The organism is Kitasatospora saccharophila, assembly GCF_039529925.1.
Taxonomy (GTDB): Bacteria; Actinomycetota; Actinomycetes; order Streptomycetales; family Streptomycetaceae; genus Kitasatospora; species Kitasatospora saccharophila.
Map to the genome: position 1 here is coordinate 118,464 of NZ_BAAANS010000023.1, position 15,473 is coordinate 133,936.

13 protein-coding genes and 1 pseudogene are annotated in these 15,473 nt (G+C 76.7%); 7 read left to right on the top strand and 7 right to left on the bottom strand.

Going from position 1 to position 15,473, the window contains the following annotated elements; translation table 11 throughout:
* Positions 1–122 precede the first annotated feature (122 nt).
* Both ABD345_RS18360 and ABD345_RS40305 read left to right on the top strand, forming a co-directional pair.
* Positions 123–3,107, top strand: coding sequence for a S8 family serine peptidase (locus tag ABD345_RS18360; protein ID WP_344553331.1), 2,985 nt, complete (start codon positions 123–125; stop codon positions 3,105–3,107).
* Between the two features lie 37 nt (positions 3,108–3,144).
* Positions 3,145–3,648, top strand: coding sequence for a transposase (locus ABD345_RS40305; RefSeq protein ID WP_380275144.1), 504 nt, complete (start codon positions 3,145–3,147; stop codon positions 3,646–3,648).
* 288 nt (positions 3,649–3,936) lie between these two features.
* On the opposite strand, the pseudogene ABD345_RS18365 reads toward ABD345_RS40305, so the two are convergent.
* Positions 3,937–4,171 (bottom strand): annotated as a pseudogene (locus ABD345_RS18365) (transposase); the annotation flags it as partial.
* 177 nt (positions 4,172–4,348) lie between these two features.
* Here ABD345_RS18365 and ABD345_RS18370 point away from each other — a divergent pair.
* The 4 genes from ABD345_RS18370 (at position 4,349) to ABD345_RS18385 (ending at position 8,031) form a co-directional block, all read left to right on the top strand.
* Entirely contained in the window at positions 4,349–5,437 is a 1,089-nt protein-coding gene (locus ABD345_RS18370; RefSeq protein ID WP_344553332.1) for a hypothetical protein, read from the top strand.
* A 250-nt stretch (positions 5,438–5,687) separates the two neighbouring features.
* On the top strand, positions 5,688–5,990 hold the full coding sequence (locus tag ABD345_RS18375; RefSeq protein WP_344553333.1) for a hypothetical protein: 303 nt from the start codon (positions 5,688–5,690) through the stop codon (positions 5,988–5,990).
* Entirely contained in the window at positions 5,987–6,460 is a 474-nt protein-coding gene (locus ABD345_RS18380; protein ID WP_344553334.1) for an SsgA family sporulation/cell division regulator, read from the top strand. Before ABD345_RS18375 ends, ABD345_RS18380 begins: the two co-directional genes overlap by 4 nt.
* Positions 6,461–6,696: 236 nt before the next feature.
* Positions 6,697–8,031: an NsdA family TPR-like regulatory protein gene (locus tag ABD345_RS18385; protein ID WP_344553335.1), complete on the top strand. Its 1,335-nt coding sequence runs from the start codon at positions 6,697–6,699 to the stop codon at positions 8,029–8,031.
* Positions 8,032–8,381: 350 nt separating this feature from the next.
* On the opposite strand, the gene ABD345_RS18390 is transcribed toward ABD345_RS18385, so the two are convergent.
* The 4 genes from ABD345_RS18390 to ABD345_RS18405 form a co-directional block, all read right to left on the bottom strand.
* Positions 8,382–8,573 carry a hypothetical protein gene (locus ABD345_RS18390; protein ID WP_344553336.1) on the bottom strand — a complete coding sequence of 64 codons (192 nt, stop codon included), beginning with the start codon at positions 8,571–8,573 and terminating at the stop codon, positions 8,382–8,384.
* Positions 8,574–8,921: 348 nt separating this feature from the next.
* Positions 8,922–9,440: an acyl-CoA thioesterase gene (locus ABD345_RS18395; RefSeq protein ID WP_344553338.1), complete on the bottom strand. Its 519-nt coding sequence runs from the start codon at positions 9,438–9,440 to the stop codon at positions 8,922–8,924.
* Positions 9,441–9,443: 3 nt separating this feature from the next.
* Positions 9,444–9,701: a hypothetical protein gene (locus ABD345_RS18400; protein ID WP_344553340.1), complete on the bottom strand. Its 258-nt coding sequence runs from the start codon at positions 9,699–9,701 to the stop codon at positions 9,444–9,446.
* 229 nt (positions 9,702–9,930) lie between these two features.
* The gene (locus ABD345_RS18405; RefSeq protein WP_344553341.1) at positions 9,931–12,324 is read right to left on the bottom strand and encodes a hypothetical protein; all 2,394 of its coding nucleotides are present in this window, start codon (positions 12,322–12,324) and stop codon (positions 9,931–9,933) included.
* Positions 12,325–12,610: 286 nt separating this feature from the next.
* On the opposite strand from ABD345_RS18405, the gene sigJ reads away from it, so the two are divergent.
* Positions 12,611–13,567 (top strand): RNA polymerase sigma factor SigJ, encoded by a 957-nt coding sequence (sigJ, locus tag ABD345_RS18410; RefSeq protein WP_344553342.1) that lies wholly within the window; start codon positions 12,611–12,613, stop codon positions 13,565–13,567.
* 90 nt (positions 13,568–13,657) lie between these two features.
* Here the strand turns inward: sigJ and ABD345_RS18415 are convergent, their stop codons facing one another.
* Both ABD345_RS18415 and ABD345_RS18420 read right to left on the bottom strand, forming a co-directional pair.
* Positions 13,658–13,972 carry a hypothetical protein gene (locus ABD345_RS18415; RefSeq protein WP_344553343.1) on the bottom strand — a complete coding sequence of 105 codons (315 nt, stop codon included), beginning with the start codon at positions 13,970–13,972 and terminating at the stop codon, positions 13,658–13,660.
* A 322-nt stretch (positions 13,973–14,294) separates the two neighbouring features.
* A partial coding sequence (locus tag ABD345_RS18420) for an FtsX-like permease family protein (protein WP_344553344.1) occupies positions 14,295–15,473 on the bottom strand: 1,179 nt, incomplete at its 5' end.

Here is a 15,473-nt window from a genome sequence, read left to right on the forward strand (position 1 = left end):
GGACCATCCGTCAGTCACCCCTTGGTGCCAGACGGTTCGGAGATTCCCACCCCCAGCGCACGCCGCAGACGAGCATCCACGCTCGTCCCTCCGGCGTGCGTGGAAATCCATGAGGAGAGTCCGTGTCACTCCTGCCGCGACGAACGTCGGGCAACCGGCGAGCCGCCCTCGCCGCCCTGCTCACCACCGCCCTCGCCGCGCTCAGCCTCCCCCTCGCCACGACCGCCACCGCCGCCCCGGCTCCGACCGGCGAATCCGCCACGGGCACCTACCTGGTCACCCTCGCCGACGAGCCCCTGGTCACCTACGACGGCGGAGTCGGCGACCTCTCCGCCACGAAGCCCGCCGAGGGCGGCAAGCTCGATGTCGAGTCGGCCGCCGCCGAGCGGTACCGCACCCACCTGACGGACCAGCAGACCCGCGTCGCCGAGGAGGTCGGCGCCACCGTCCGGCAGCACTACGCGGTCACCACCAACACCTTCAGCGCCCGGCTCGACGCCCGCCAACTGGTGCGCCTCGCCCGCACCGGGAGCGTCGTGCACATCGCCCCCGACCGGTTCCACCGGACGGCCGACGACCGGAGTTCCACCGACTTCCTCGGGCTCTCCGGCCGCAACGGGCTGTGGAAGGCCCTCGGCGGGACCGCCGAAGCCGGCAAGGGCATCGTCATCGGCGACATCGACACGGGCATCTGGCCCGAGAACCCCTCCTTCGAGGCCCCGGCCCTGAACTCCCGCAAGCCCGGCACGACGGACCGCCACCGCCCCTACCGGGTGGGCGCGACCACCGTGATGCACAAGGCGGACGGCGGCACCTTCAAGGGCACCTGCCAGACCGGCGACGGCTTCACCGCCGCGGCCTGCAACGAGAAGGTCATCAGCGCCCGCTACTTCGGCAAGGCATGGTTCGACGCCGTACCGGAGTCCAACCGGGCCGGGTACGTCTCCCCGCGCGACAGCCAGGGCCACGGCACCCACACGGCGTCCACCGCGGCCGGCAACGCCGACGTCCGCGCCACGGCCGGCGGCGAGGACCTCGGCACCGTCTCCGGCGTGGCCCCCGCAGCAACCATCGCCGTCTACAAGGCCCTCTGGCAGAGCAAGGACGGCCAGGCGGACGGCGGCCTGACCAGCGACCTCGTCGCCGCCATCGACCAGGCCGTCGCCGACGGCGTGGACGTCATCAACTACTCACTCGGCGCCGCGTTCGAGAGCGCGTACGACGACCCGGCGCAGGTCGCGCTCCGCAACGCCGCCGCGGCCGGAGTCTTCGTCGCCACCGCCGCGGGCAACTCCGGCCCGGGCGCGTCCAGCCTCTCCAACACCGCGCCCTGGACCACCACGGTCGCCGCCGGCACCGTCAAGTCGCACACCGGCACGGTGACCCTCGGCAACGGCGCGAGCTACACCGGTATCAGCACGACCGTGCACCGGCGGGTCGGCCCCGCCCCGCTCGCCCGGGGCTCCGCGGTCCGGGTCCCCGACACCGTGGACGTCTACGCGGACTACTGCATGCCGAACTCCCTCGACCCGGCCCGCGCGGCAGGGAAGATCGTCGTCTGCGAACGGGGCTTCAACGGCCGCTCCGACAAGTCCGCCGAGGTCCGGCGGGCCGGCGGCATCGGCGTCGTCCTGGTGAACCCCGGCGACGAGAGCACGGACGGCGACCTGCACAGCGTGCCGGCCGTCCACCTCGACCACGTGGACGCGGCCCCCGTCCGCGCCTATGCCGCCACGGACGGAGCCACCGCCACCCTCACCGAGGGAGGCACCTCCGACGCCTACCCGCAGGTGGCCGGCTTCTCTTCGCGGGGCCCCTCGCTCGTCGGCAACGGCGACCTGCTCAAGCCCGACATCACCGCGCCCGGCACCACGATCCTCGCGGCCGTGTCCCCGGACGGCAACAACGGCCACGACTTCGACTACTACTCCGGCACCTCCATGGCCACCCCGCACATCGCCGGCCTGGCGGCGCTCTACCTCACGGAGCACCCCGCCTGGTCCCCGATGAGCATCAAGTCGGCCATGATGACCACCGCCGCACCGACGAAGACCGCGAACGGCAAGAACAGCGACGACGCCTTCGCGCAGGGCGCCGGCGAGGTGGACGCACGGGCCATGCTGCGGCCCGGACTCGTCTACGACTCGGGGGAGAGGGACTGGCTCGCCTACCTCGAAGGCTCCGGCGTGCACACCGGAACCGGCGTCAAGGCCATCGACCCGAGCGACCTCAACTACCCGTCCATAGCCATCGGCGACCTCTTCGGCAAGCAGACCGTCACCCGCACCGTCACCGCGACCACGCCCGGCACCTACCGTGCCCGCGTGGACCTCCCGGGCATCAAGACCACCGTGAGCCCGTCCGTCCTGCACTTCACCCACCCCGGCCAGAAGCTCACCTTCACCGTCACCCTGGACGTCACCACCGCGCCCGCGGGACGCGTCGACACCGGGTCCCTCACCTGGACCTCCGACCGCATCACCGTCCGCAGCCCGATCGCCGTCACCCCGCAGACCGTCCGCGCCCCCGCCGAGATCAAGGGCTCCGGGTCCAGCGGCTCGACCAGGTTCTCGGTCACCCCGGCCACCAGCACCTTGACGGCCACCGCCTACGGACCGGTCTCCTCACCCGCCGCCAAGGGCACCCTGACCACGACGCAGCAGATCTCCTACGCCGCCGAGATCCCGTCCGGTGCCAAGGCGTCGCAGATCACGGTCCGCTTCGACGCGGCCGCGGACACCATCACGGGCGTCCTCTGGGGCAGCGAGGTCGGCGGAGCCCTCCAGGACGTCCAGGTCGCCGTCCCCGACAGCGACGGAAAGGTCACCGTCACCGTGCCGCATCCCACGGCCGACACCATCCTCGTGTCCCTGGTCGCGGTCGGGGCCAACGACGAGACCGTCACCCCGTACACCTACCAGGCGAACCACATCACCGCGGACAGCCCTGTCACCGGCAAAGTCACGGTCACACCCGACCGGGCCCGCGCAACCCCCGGCGTACCGACCGACCTGACCGCCGCCTGGTCCGGCGTCCCGGCGGACGCCCGGTCCGGCGCCTGGATCGAATACGCCAACGGGGCGGGCTCCTTCCTGTCCCTCAACTGAATCCCGGCACCCACCGGCGGGGGCGGCACGCACACGCGTGCCGCCCCCGCCCGGGTGCTCCGCTCGCGCCGGCTGCTCGAACCGATCGGCGGGCCAAGGGCGGACCGTATCCGCGGGCGCTGCTGCTGGAGGGCTGGCACAAGTCGAGCTCGACGAACTCGCCGGCACGGGACCGCGGCCCGCCGTGCTGGTCGCGGACACCGCCCACGGCGCCAACGCCGGCTTTCGCCTCGGCCTGGAAGACCGCCACCTGGCCTGTGCTCGGCGGGCCCGGGGCGAGACGACCGCCCACCAGGAGGACGCGGAACCGCACCAGCCGCCCCACGGCGGCCTGGGACCGCGGCCGCTGCCGCGCTACCCCACCCGCCCGGTCCCGCCGCAGGAGCACGTACTGGCCGCCGGGCGCCGTGCCGGGCGGAGCGTGACCTGGCGAAAGGCTTCCAAAGCGGCGACGATCTCGCGCTCCGTCCTGCCGAGGGTCCGCCTCGCCGGACGGTGCCCCAAGCCCGCCGCTGACGGCACGATCCCCTCACCCGGCTGATCGCCCGACGGCCCGAGAACGAGGCGAAGCCGGTGCGGTACTGGATCTCCGACCTGCCCGCCGACCTCCCCGCCAGGGACCTGGCGTCCGGCCCGCTGCGTGGTCGGGAACGGCTGGCCGCTGCGGCGGGCCGCACTCAGGTGGACTCTGGTGGTGAACCCGCCGCGCGAGCGGCCGAGGCCCTCACCTCCCGCACCACCTCCACCGGGCGGGCGGCGAGGCTCTGCCACGGGGTCTCGTCCTGGTGTTCTCCCGGCCCGGCCCCCTTCGACGCGAGGGCCGGCGGTGGATCCGTACGGGCGCCGGCCGCGTGCTGGTGGGCCCGCACGACGGTGGAGTCGACCGAGATGTCCCAGTCGATGTCGCCGACCGTGTCCGCCTCTGCCCGGACCCGCTGGAGTAGGCGCTCCCAGGTCCCGTCGGCCGACCAGAGCCGGTGGCGCTCGTGGACCGTTTTCCACGCACCGAACCGCTCCGGTAGGTCCCGCCGGTGCGCCCCGGTCCGAACACGGTGCAGAATCCCGGGTGGACCACGGTCCCGGGCCCTGTCCGAGCGGCGGTCCGGCTTCGGTGGTGATCGGTCCGCGTCCGCTGTCACGAGCTACGGTGGTCCGCGTTCCCACGGGCACGGACCACCGGCCCGCGCACCGGGCGGGACCGGGCTGCCGGGACGGGACGGGGGTGGGAGATCATTCTCGGCATGACCCCCGTTCTGGTGTTCGGACTCGCCGCGCTGATCGTGCTGTTGACCCGGCGGCGGGACGGCCGCGGCGGCCGGCCGGTGCCCGGGGTGGCGGAGGTCGCCGGGTTCGACCCGGCCGCGTACGGGCTGGTGCCCTCGGCGCAGCTGGACCCGGAGCGGGCCGGGCCGCCGATGCGGCTGCTGCGGCGCAAGGAGCTGGAGGCGCTGGCCGACTCCTGCCTGGCGGGCGGCTGGCGGGCCGCCGAGGCGTACGTGGCGGCGGCGGGCGCGGACTGGGACGAGCGCTGGTCCCGGCTGGACTTCCTGACCCGGGTGGCGGCCGAGCGGGACGGGTGGCTGACCGACTGGGAGGCGGCCGGGACGGCACCGTGCGCGGCCGCCACCGTCAGGGCCCGGCTGCTGGTGCAGCGGGCCTGGGAGGCGCGCGGCAGCGGTTTCGCCGCGCAGGTCGCGCCGGAGCGGATGGCCGCGTTCCGCACCCAGCTGCCCGCGGCGTACGAACTGGCCCGCCGGGCGGCCGAGTCGGACGGGCGCGACCCCGGGCCGTGGGTGGTGATGATCACCGCGGCGCGCGGGATGCGGGTGCCGCGGCGCGAGTTCCGGGCGCTGTGGGCACAGGTGGTGGCCCGGGCGCCGCACCACGTCGGCGGGCACTGGCAGGCGATGCAGTACTGGTGCGCCAAGTGGCACGGCAGCGACGCGCTGATGCTGCGCTTCGCGGTGCGCGCGGTGCACGGGGCCCCGGCCGGGTCGCCGCTGCCCGGGCTGTACCTGCAGGCGCTCAGCGAGCTGGAGTCGCGGCACGGCCCGGGCCGGCTGCCCGCCGGCCGCCGGTACCGGCAGTTGCTGTCCCGGGTGGCGGCGGCGCTGGACGGGGTCGCGGAGCCGAACGACCAGGTGCCGCTGCTGCGGCACCTGCTGGCGCACTTCGCCCTGCTGTCGCGGCAGCCCGCGCTGGCGTTGGAGCAGTTCCGGCTGATCGGCCCGTGGTGCGGCGCGCAGCCCTGGGCGTCCGCCCCCAACCCGGTGCGCGCCTTCGACCGGGCCCGGGCGCTGGCCGCGACGACCGCCTCCGCCGGGGCCTGACGCCCCGTCAGCGACCCGGACGGCCCGACCGACCCGGACGAGTCGGACGAGTGGGACGGGTCGGACGGGTCGGCGCGGGCCGTTCGGGCGGTTGGGGCGGCGGGATCGCACCCGTCCGGCCCGGCGGTCGGACGAACGCCGTGACCGCCCCCGGGTTCGGTCGTTATCCCCGGACGTGAGTGCCGACCCCTGGGCCCCGATGGGCGTCCGCGACGAAACGATTCAGCAAGCCCCCATCTACGCACGGCTGGTGACCCTCTGGCACCAGTCCGGACGTACCGTGCCCGGCCGCCGGGACCACGAGTGGTCCCGGCTGGTCGCCCCGCCCCGGTTCTCCGCCCACCCGGCCGCCGTGCGGGAGCACCTCTCCCCGCCGCCGCCCGACCCCGGACCGGACCCGGAGACCGCGAACCCCGCGAACCCCGTGGCCGCCCCGGCTCCCGTGGCCGCCGACCCCAGCCCCGGCCCCAGCCCCGCGCCCGACCCCGCACCCGCACCGTCCGCCGTCCCGTCCGTCGTCCCGTCCGTCGTGCGCCCCAGGGAGGCCCGGTGAGCCAGCAGAACACCCCGCGCGCGTGGCTGCGGCGCAACGGCGAGCCGGACTGCGTGCTGCTGCTGGACGTGATGGTCTCGCCGTGCCCGGGGCTGCGGGTCTCGGTGCCCGCCCGGCTGCGCTACCACCGGGCCGACCCGTACGCCGTGCACCTGGACTGCCACGTGGACCTGGAGGAGCCGATCACCTGGCTGTTCGCCCGGGAGCTGCTGGTGGACGGGCTGGAGGGATGGGCCGGGGTCGGGGACGTGACGATCCGCCGCTCGGCCGCGGACGGGGACCTGCTGGCGATCGCGCTGAGCACGCCCGGGCAGACCGCGGTGCTGCGCACCCCGGCCGAACCGGTCCGCGGCTTCCTGGAGCTGACCCACCGCCTGGTCCCGCTCGGCAGCGAGCACCGACTCCTGGACACCGAGGGCCTGCTGCGGCGGATGCTGGAGGAGGCGGGTGGCGCAGAGAAGTTCGAATAGGGCGGCCGGGACGGGTGATCGTATTCCGGTCCGGTCATCGTATTCCGCGGGGGCCGGAACTCCCCCCGGGCGCCCGGGAATCACTCCTTCGCCACCGAACGAAGATCCGCGGCGCAGTGTCGGTTCCCGTTCCCGCGCGTTGAACATTCGGCGCTTGGCGGAAATCGGTATTCGCCGTCGGTGGCGCCCGTTATTCTGAGGCCAACCCCTTAAGTGGTCCGCGCGAGGAGTTGTCGATGCCGCACACCCGTGGTCCGAACAGCGCGCTGCGCGGCTGCATGGCGGAGGCCGGGTGGAACGGCCCCGCGCTGGCGGCCGCGCTGCAGAAGGTGGCGCGGGAGAGCGGCTTCAGCGTGGGCTACGACCGGACGACGGTGGCGCACTGGCTGTCCGGCACCCAGCCCCGGCCGCCGGGGCCGCAGTTGCTGGAGGAGGCGTTCGCCCGGCGGCTGGGCCGCCCGGTCTCGCGCGGCGAGCTGGGCCTGCAACCCGCCGACCCCTCCCTGGCGGAGGAGCCCGAGCGGGATCCGGCGGACGCCCTGACCGGGCTGCGCCGGCTGCATTCCTGGCCGAATTCCGACGAGCCGCAGGACGAAACGTTTCAGCCTCCGCTGTTCCAGATCCGGATGCTGCCCTCCCCCCGTCCGCCGGTGAAACCCGGGGCCGCGGCGGATTCCGCGCACCGTCCGCCGCCGGTCCCGGTCGCCCGCCGCGCCGGGCCGGAGCGGGTGGGGGCGCGGCAGGTGGAGGCGGTGCGGGAGATGACGGCGTTCGGCGCCCGGCACTACGACGGGTACGGCGGGGCGATCGCCCGCGGCCTGCTGCTGGGCTACCTGCGCGACCACGTGCTGCCCTGGGCGAAGTCCCCGGCCGGCGGGCCCCGGCACCGCGAACTCCTGGTCGCGGCCGCCCAGTTGGTCCGCCTGGTCGGGCGGACGTACACCGACGACAACCGGCACGGCGAGGCCCAGCGGCACTACCGGCTGGCGTACCAGCTCGCGGCCGAGGCGCAGGACGGACCGGCCCAGGCGATGGCGCTGCGCGACCAGAGCACCCAGGCCGGGGCGCTCGGGCACCAGGCGTACGCGGCCCGGCTGGCGGACGCGGCCGCCGAGCACCTGCCGCCGGACGCGGCGCCGGGCGTGCGGGCGTTCGTGCTGGCCCAGCAGGCGGTGGCGGCGGCCCGGCTGCTGGGCCGGTCCGGGCCGGCCCTGAAGCACCTGGAGGGGGCGCAGCACTGGGCGGGGCGGGCGGCCGCGGAGGGCGGCCCGCACCGGTACCCGGAGCCGGCCCTGCTGTACCAGGCCGCGCAGGTGCACCGCTCGCTGCGGGCCACCGAGTTGTCGCTGTCCTACCTGCGGGCCTCGCTGCGGGCCCGGCCGCCGGGCGAGCACCGGACGATCGGGGTCTCGCTGCTGCAGCTGGCGCACCTGGAGCTGGACTCGGGGAACATCCACCAGGCCCGGCGGGCGTACGCGAACTTCCGGGAGCGGCAGGACGCGCTGCGGTCCCCGGCGACGGCGCTGCAACTGTCGCGGCTGGAGGGGCGGTTCGCCCGGCTGGGCGGCTGACCCCCGGGCGGGTCCGGACGGGTCGGCGCCCCGGACGGGAGAGCCCGAGCGGGGCTCGGGCGGGTGGCGCGGGCAGGCGGGGGCGCGGCCCGGCGGCGGGGTGAGCCGTGCGGGCGGGGTGCTTGGCGGGCGGGGGCGGCGGTGATCAATTGGGGCCATGAACGATCCCTCGTACTACCCGCTGATCCGACCCGTTCCCCCGCAGGTCCGGGGCCCGGTTCCGGAGCCGGTCCCGGAGCCGCCCCCGGAGCCGGGAGCCGTGCGGCGCACGGCGGTTGGCGTTCCGCCCGGCGGGGCCGCCCCGCTCCCGGTGGTGCCGGCCCCGGGCGGGCCCGACCCCGCCGGGCCGGTCAGCTGACGGGCCCGGCTTCCGGGTCCACCGGGTCCGGGCCTGCGCCGGGGCCCGCCGGGACGGGGCGGATCAGGATCAGCGCGGTGGCGGCGCCTGTGGTGGCGGCGGGTTTCGTGCCGGGCGCGGGGGTGGTGCCGGAGCCGGCGGGGCCGGAGGTGCGGGGCGGGCCGGACGGGCAAGGGTTGGGCATGGGTTCCTTTCCGCTTCGCGGGCGCGCGGGGCCGCCCGGACGACGTACCAGGGCACGGGCGACCGTCCCGGTGGACGCGGTGCCGCCGCGCCGCCGGGTTCCCCGGTCTCCCGGCAGCAGTATCGGGGTGGCGCGGCCCGGCGCGCGGGAGCGGGCGGGGGCCTCCGGTTGAAGTCGTCGCGGTGTTGAAACCGCTGGTCGGCGCGGTGCGGACGGGGTGGCGGCGGGCCGGAACGGGGCCGGCCCCGGGGCCGGGTGGGGTACCCGGGCCGGGGCCGGCGGTGCTCCTCCCCGGGGCGGGGAGGGTGTTCCCGTGGAGCGTCCGGGACGGGTGCCCGGCGGGCGGGCTCAGCAGGCGCGCTCGCGCCCGTACTCGTGCTCGTAGTCGCGCTCGCGCTCGCCGAGGGCGGGGACCCTGATCCGGCCGGCGGAGCGCACGGGGACGCGGCCGACGGGGGCGACGGGGCCGGTGGGGCGGACCCGGTAGCGGTTGAGGTGCTGACGTTCGGCCTCGCGCAGCGGGCGGCTGCGCCGGGTCGCGGCGTCGGTCGGCACGGTGACCGTCCGGGCCTGGAACACCATCTGCCCGCGCCGGCGGGCCTCGCAGGTGGTGCTGATCGAGGACCGGCCGAGGCGCTCCACCCAGATCTGCACGGGCAGCGGGGTGGGGCAGTGGTAGAGCGGGGAGCGGTAGTCGATCTCGTGGCGGGCGATCATGAACCCGTCCTCGAAGAGGTCCTGGCCCTCGGTGTCGTCGTACAGCAGGCAGTAGACCGCCTCCTGGACGTACTGGAGCACCTTGAGGTTGTTGACGTGGCCGAAGGCGTCCATGTCGCCCCAGCGGGTGCGGCACATGTAGGTGTACAACGGTCAGCCGTCCGTTCGGTGTTCGGCGCGGAAGCCGAGGCTGCGGCGCAGGTATCCGTAGGCGTACGGGGAGCGGTGCAGGTCGCTGTCGTGGCCCTGCTCGTAGACCTCGGCGGCGGTGTCGAGGACGGCCCGGCCGAGGGTCCGTTCGGTGCGGCGGCAGAGCTTCTCCAGTTCGGCCAGCCGCTGGGCCGCGGGCAGCCCGGCGAGGGCGGCGCACTCCCTCTCCACGTGGTCGACCCCGTCACGGTGTTCAGACATCGATTTCTCGTTTCCGGTCGGACTTGGTTCGCGGTTCACGATGTTCGCGTTCGGCGGCATCGCAGGAGGATTCATCCGTTGAGGGGGAAGGACCGGCGGCTTCGTTGACGCCCAATGTCCTTCCACTGCTCAAACTCGATCAGGAACCAACCGGAAATGGTGAATCAGCCGGTCTTTCGTTGAAGTTCTCGGCGATGCCGTCAACTTTCAACACGACCGGGCCGACCGCTCAGCCGACCAGGGTCAGGGCGAGCACCGAGCCGGGCAGCGCGGCGACGACCAGGCCGTCGGGGGTGACCGCCAGGGTGCGGACCGCCGAGCCGAGGCGGATGTCGGCACCCCGGTGCCGCTCGCCCCAGCGGCGCAGCCGGAGCAGGCCGTCGGACCAGGCGGCGGCGAGCAGCAGCCCGGCGGGGGTGTTGCCGAGGGCGACGGCGGTGACCGGGCGGGGGCGCTGGTCGACGGGGGCGGGCAGCGGCGGACGGCCGGGCATCCAGGTCCAGACCCGGCCGTCCTCGCCGCCGCTGGCGACCAGGCTGCCGCCGTCGGCGGGGGCCACGTCGAGGGCGGTGACCGGGCCCTCGTGCAGCGGGCGTTCGGGCTGGTGGGTGGTGCCGGTGGAGACCTCGCTGTAGGTGATCAGGCCGTCGGGGCGGCCGAACACCATGACGTCCTCGTGGGCGGCGACGGCGGTGCAGGCGTCCAGGGCGGCCAGCGCGCCGTCCGGGACGCCCTCGGCGCCGCGCACCCTGAGCGAGCGCAGCCGGCCGGAGGCGTTGAGCAGCAGGGCGCCGCCGAACGGGGTGGCGGTCAGGGCCCGCGGGTGGGGTTCGGCCAGCGGTTCGGGGGCGCCGAGGAGCCGTCCGGTGGCCGGGTCGGCGAGGTGCAGCCCGGCGCCGTCGGCGAGCAGCAACTGGCCGGCGAACGGGCCGAGGCCCTGGGTGGCGGCGCACGGGCCCCGGTCGGGGACGTGCTGCCAGACGGCGCGCCAGCGGGTGTCGGTGCGCCGGGCGAGTTCGGCGCAGTGCGCGGCGGCCTCGTCCTGGCGGCCGGTGAGGTGGGCGTGCAGGACGGCGGCCCGGTCGGCGGGGTGCGCGGTGGCGGCCCGGTCGGGGGCGGCCCGGTGCCAGGCGTCGGCGAGCGGGGTGGGCGGCGCCCCGACGTCCTCGGCGAGCTGGAACGCGGCGGTGACGGTGGCGGGTTCGGCGTGCAGCAGCAGGTCGATCTCGGCCAGCATCGGGGTGCCCGGGTCCTCGGCGACGGCGTGCCGGACCAGCAGGGCGAGCCGTTCGGGGTCGCTGGCGGCGAGGTCGGGGCCGCCGTCGGGGCGGGCGGGGATGCCGGCGGCCACCCCCCACATGACGGCGGCGTGGTCGACCGGCGGACTGTCGGCGGTGACCAGATCGGCGAGCTGCTGGGGGCGCAGCCGCCAGCGGTCGGCGACCGGGGGCGGCGGCAGCAGGTCGGCGGCGGCGGCGACCGCGGGGCCGTCGGCGCCGGGCAGCGAGGCCCACAGCTCGGTGCTGATCGGGCCCTCGGCGGCGGCCAGCGCGGCGAGCGCGGCGCGCTCCGCGTCGGGGACGGCCTTCCACCAGGCGGCGGCGAGGGCGGCGGCGCGTTCGGCGGGCGGCCGGGCCGGGTCGGGGGCGGCGTCGGGGGTGCGGGCGGCGAGCTGGGCCAGGCCGGGGCTGGGGTGGGTGGCGGCCGGGTCGACGGGGTGGCCGGTGAGCCCGGCGCACCAGGCGGCGTACTTGCCGGGGTCGGTCCACTGCGGCTGGTCGAGGTCGAGGACGGCGCCGGTGGGGGCGGCGGCGGTCAGCGCGTCGGCGGCGGGGCCGTCGGCGGCCTCGACGACCAGCAGCAGCCAGGGCACGGACAGCAGCGGGACGAGGAGTTCGCGGGCGAGGCGCTCGGGCAGGTCGGGCAGCCGGGGGCCGCCGGCCCGGTCGAGGTCGGTGACCGCGATGGTGCGGGGGGTGCCGTCCTGGAGCGCTTCGAGCAGTTCGGCGGGCTCCGCGGCGGTGAGGCCGAGCAGGTCGGCGAGCCGGGCGGTGGCCGAGCGGACCGTCAGGCCCTCGGCGTCCAGCAGGGCGTGCACCCGGCGGCCGGGGCGCGGGTGGTCGGGCGGGCAGGCGGCGGCGAGCCAGGTCAGCAGGTGGGTGCGGCCGCTGCCGGAGGAGCCGGTGAGACGGCACAGCCGGGGGGCGCGGGCGTCCTCCAGCCAGGAGAGCAGGGCGCGCCCGGCGGGGTGGCGGCCGGCGCCGAGCGGGGGCAGCCCGGGGGCGGGCGACCCGTCGGGCGCGGGGGCGGGCAGCGGGCGGCCGTGGCGCGGGTTGGGGCGGTAGCCGTCGCCGGGCGCGGGGTCGGTGCCGTCGCCGGGCGGGGTGCTGCCCCGCACGGCGTGCACGGGGATCCGTCCGGCGGGGTCGAGCCCGTCGTCCAGCCGGTAGTGCCAGAGCGCCGGTCGCGGTCCGTCCGCCCGCGGGGCCGGGGCTGGCGCCGCTGCCGGGGTCGGTGCCGGGGTCGGGGGCGCTGCCGGGGTCGGGGTCGGGGCCGGTCCGGTCGGCCGGTCCGCCGTCCGGTCCTGGTCGATTCGGGCGTCGGCGCGGTTGTCGCTGTCCACTTGTGCCTGTCCTTCGTGTCCGTCCCCGTCGGCCGGCCCCCTGGGCGGGCGCCGGGGCGGCCCGGGTCCTCCCCGGATCGTCGTGGCACCGTCATTTCCGGCCGCGTTCAGCCTACTTGAGGTGCGCGGACGGCTGTTCGGGTACGGGGCGCCCGGCCCGGGGGCGATAGTGAGCCGGGTCACACCGGTGCGCGGACGGCCGCGTTCGGTGGCAGGGTTTCGGTGCACGGTTGCGGACGGAACGGCACGGCACGGCACGGCGGAACGGCCGGCGAGGGGGCGCGGGATGGGCGGGGACCCGGCGGGACGGGCAGGCGCGGCGGACGCGGCGGGCGTCGCGGACAGCGCGGGGGCCGCCCGGGCGTACGCCGAGCACCGGAAGCTGCTGTTCTCGCTGGTGTACAACCTGCTCGGCAGCGTCGCCGACACCGAGGACGTGCTCCAGGACACCTGGCTGGCCTGGTCCGCGCGGGCCGCCGACCCGGCGGCCGGGGAGATCGGGCACCCGAAGGCGTACCTGGTGCGGATCGCGGTGAACCGGGCGCTGGCCCAGCGGGCGGCGGCCGCCCGGCGGCGCGAGACGTACGTCGGCCCGTGGCTGCCGGAGCCGCTGGTGGGCCCGGCGGACGGGGCGGACGGCGGGGCGGGGGACGCGGCGCTGGCGGCCGAGCGGGCCGAGGCGGTGTCGCTGGCGCTGCTGGTGGTGCTGGAGACGCTGTCGCCGCTGGAGCGCTCGGCGTTCGTGCTGCACGAGGTGTTCGGGTACAGCGGGGCCGAGGTCGCCGCGCTGCTGGGGCGCAGCCCGGCCGCGGTGCGGCAGTTGGTGAAGCGGGCCCGCGAGCACGTCCGGGACCGCCGTCCCCGCTACGAGGCGGAGCCGGGCGTCCGGCGGCGGGTCACCGAGCGCTTCCTGGCGGCGGCGCTGGGCGGCGACCTGGCCGCGCTGCTGGAGCTGCTCGCCCCGGACGTGACCCTGGTCGGCGACGGCGGCGGCCGGGCCCCCGGCGGACGGCGCCCGCTCACCGGCCGCGCCAAGGTGGCCCGGCTGCTGGCGGCGCTGGCGGTGCGGACCGGCCCCGGCCTGGAGAGCTCCTGGCGGACCGTCAACGGCGCGCCCGCGGTGGCCTTCACCGCCTTCGGCCGCCCGTTCGCGGTGCTGGTCCTGGACCTGGCGCCGGAGGGCGACCTGGTCTCCGGCATCCACGCGGTCTCCAACCCCGACAAGCTGGGCACCCTGACCTGACCCCGGCGGGCCCGACCCCGGCGGGGGCGGGTGCCGGCGGGGGCGGGTGCCGGGAGCGGCTACGGTCGGCCCCAGGCCGGGGGCGGCGGGTCACCACTCGTGGCCCCCGGTGGGCACTCCCCCGATCTCCAGCCACAGCTGCTCCCGGCCCTGCCCCTTGCGGTGCCCGTACCGGTCGGCCCGGGCCAGGACCGCCAGCACCGACATCGCGAGCCGGGTGCCGTGCGGCTTGCGCAGCCGCACCGAGACCCGCACCGCGTTGCCCGTGGTCCAGACCGTCGAGGGCCGCTCGCCCACCAGGGCGTGCAGTTCGGCGGCGAGTTCCCCCGCCGTGGCCCACGCCGCCCGCAGCTCCGCCTCCGTCCGCGGGTCCGCGCCCTCCGGCTCCACCGCTTCCCCAGCCACCGTCCGCACCCCCAACGCCCCTGCAGGGCATCGCACTTCCTGCACGCATCCGCACCGCACCGCGCCGTCCGGCACCGCACGACAGGCCCACAGTAAGGGGGCCGGGACACGGGGGCGCCGGTTCGCCGGTTCGGTGCGGGTCAGTGGGAGGTGGCGGCCATCTGTTCGACGAGCGCCACGGTGGCCCGGCCGGGAGGACGGCGCCTGCGGCGAGAGCGCCGTACGGACCGGCTGACCGGCTGACCGGCTGACCGGCTGACCGGCTGACCGGCTGACCGGCTGGAGCGAACTGCCTTGCCCGGGACGGTCGTTCGACGCGCGGCTATTCGGTGCGCAGCGCGGTGGTGGTGCGGGTGCGGGCGGCCCAGGTGGCGGGGAGCAGGGCGCCGGTGGCGGCGAGGACGGGGCCGCCGAGGGCGAGCAGGGCCGGCAGGGCGGCGGAGTAGACGTCGACCACGCTGCCGGGCAGGCGCAGGCCCGCGCTGTGGCCCATGGCGGGGACGACGGCGTGCTGGAGCAGGGTGCCGAGCGGGACGCCGAGGGCGCCGCCGGCCAGGCCGAGCAGCAGGACGGGGGCGAGCACCATGACGGTGGTCTGGCCGGGGGTCATGCCGAGCGCCTTGGCCACACCGAGGTCGCGGACGCGTTCGCGGGTGTCCAGGACGGTGGTGTTGAGGACGCCCAGGGCGGCGACGGCGACCAGCATCAGGGTGAGCAGGCCGGTGAGCGCCTCCAGCAGGACGGCGCTCTGGCCGGCCCCGCCGTCCTCCCCGGCCCGGACGCTCGCCCCGGTGGGGCGCAGCGTGGTGGCGAGGGCGTCGGCGTAGGCGTGGGCGGCGGTGCCGGAGGTGAGTCGGATGTGGAAGTAGTCGGCGGTCAGGGCGGGTTCGGCCGGGGTGAGGGTGCCCGCGTCGGTGAACAGTCGGAGGTCCTGACTGTCGGCGACGAACGCCTCGCCGGTGATCCGCACGGTCAGCCGGGTGCCGTGGTCGGTGAGGGTGAGGGTGTCGCCGACCTTGCTGCCGGTGGCGGTCAGCAGCGGGGTGGCGGCGACGGCCTCGCCGGGCCGGTGGAACCACTGGCCGGCTACCAGCGGGCGGGCGTCCCAGGAGGAGTCGCCGAGGTAGGCGGTGGTGGTGACGGTGCCGGGCGCCCCGGCGGCGGTGAGTTGGCGCTGGGCGGCGCCGTAGGAGGCGGCGGTGCCGGGCTGGTGGGCGATGGCGGCGGCCATCGCCGCGGTGTCGGGGGCGGCGGTGGGGGCGGTGGCGCCGGGCAGCGGCGGGGGGACGGCGAGCACGGTGACGTCGGCGGCGCCGCGCTTGGAGTCCTCGATCCGCTGGAGGGAGGCGGCCAGGCCGTAGGCGAAGGTGACGGCGGTGGTGCCGAGCAGGACGGCGAGGACCGGGGCGCCGGCCCGGGCGGGCCGGGCGGCGGGCAGGGCCAGGCCCAGGGTGTCGGCGCGCGGCAGCGGCAGCGCGTGCAGCGCGGCGGCGGCGCGGGC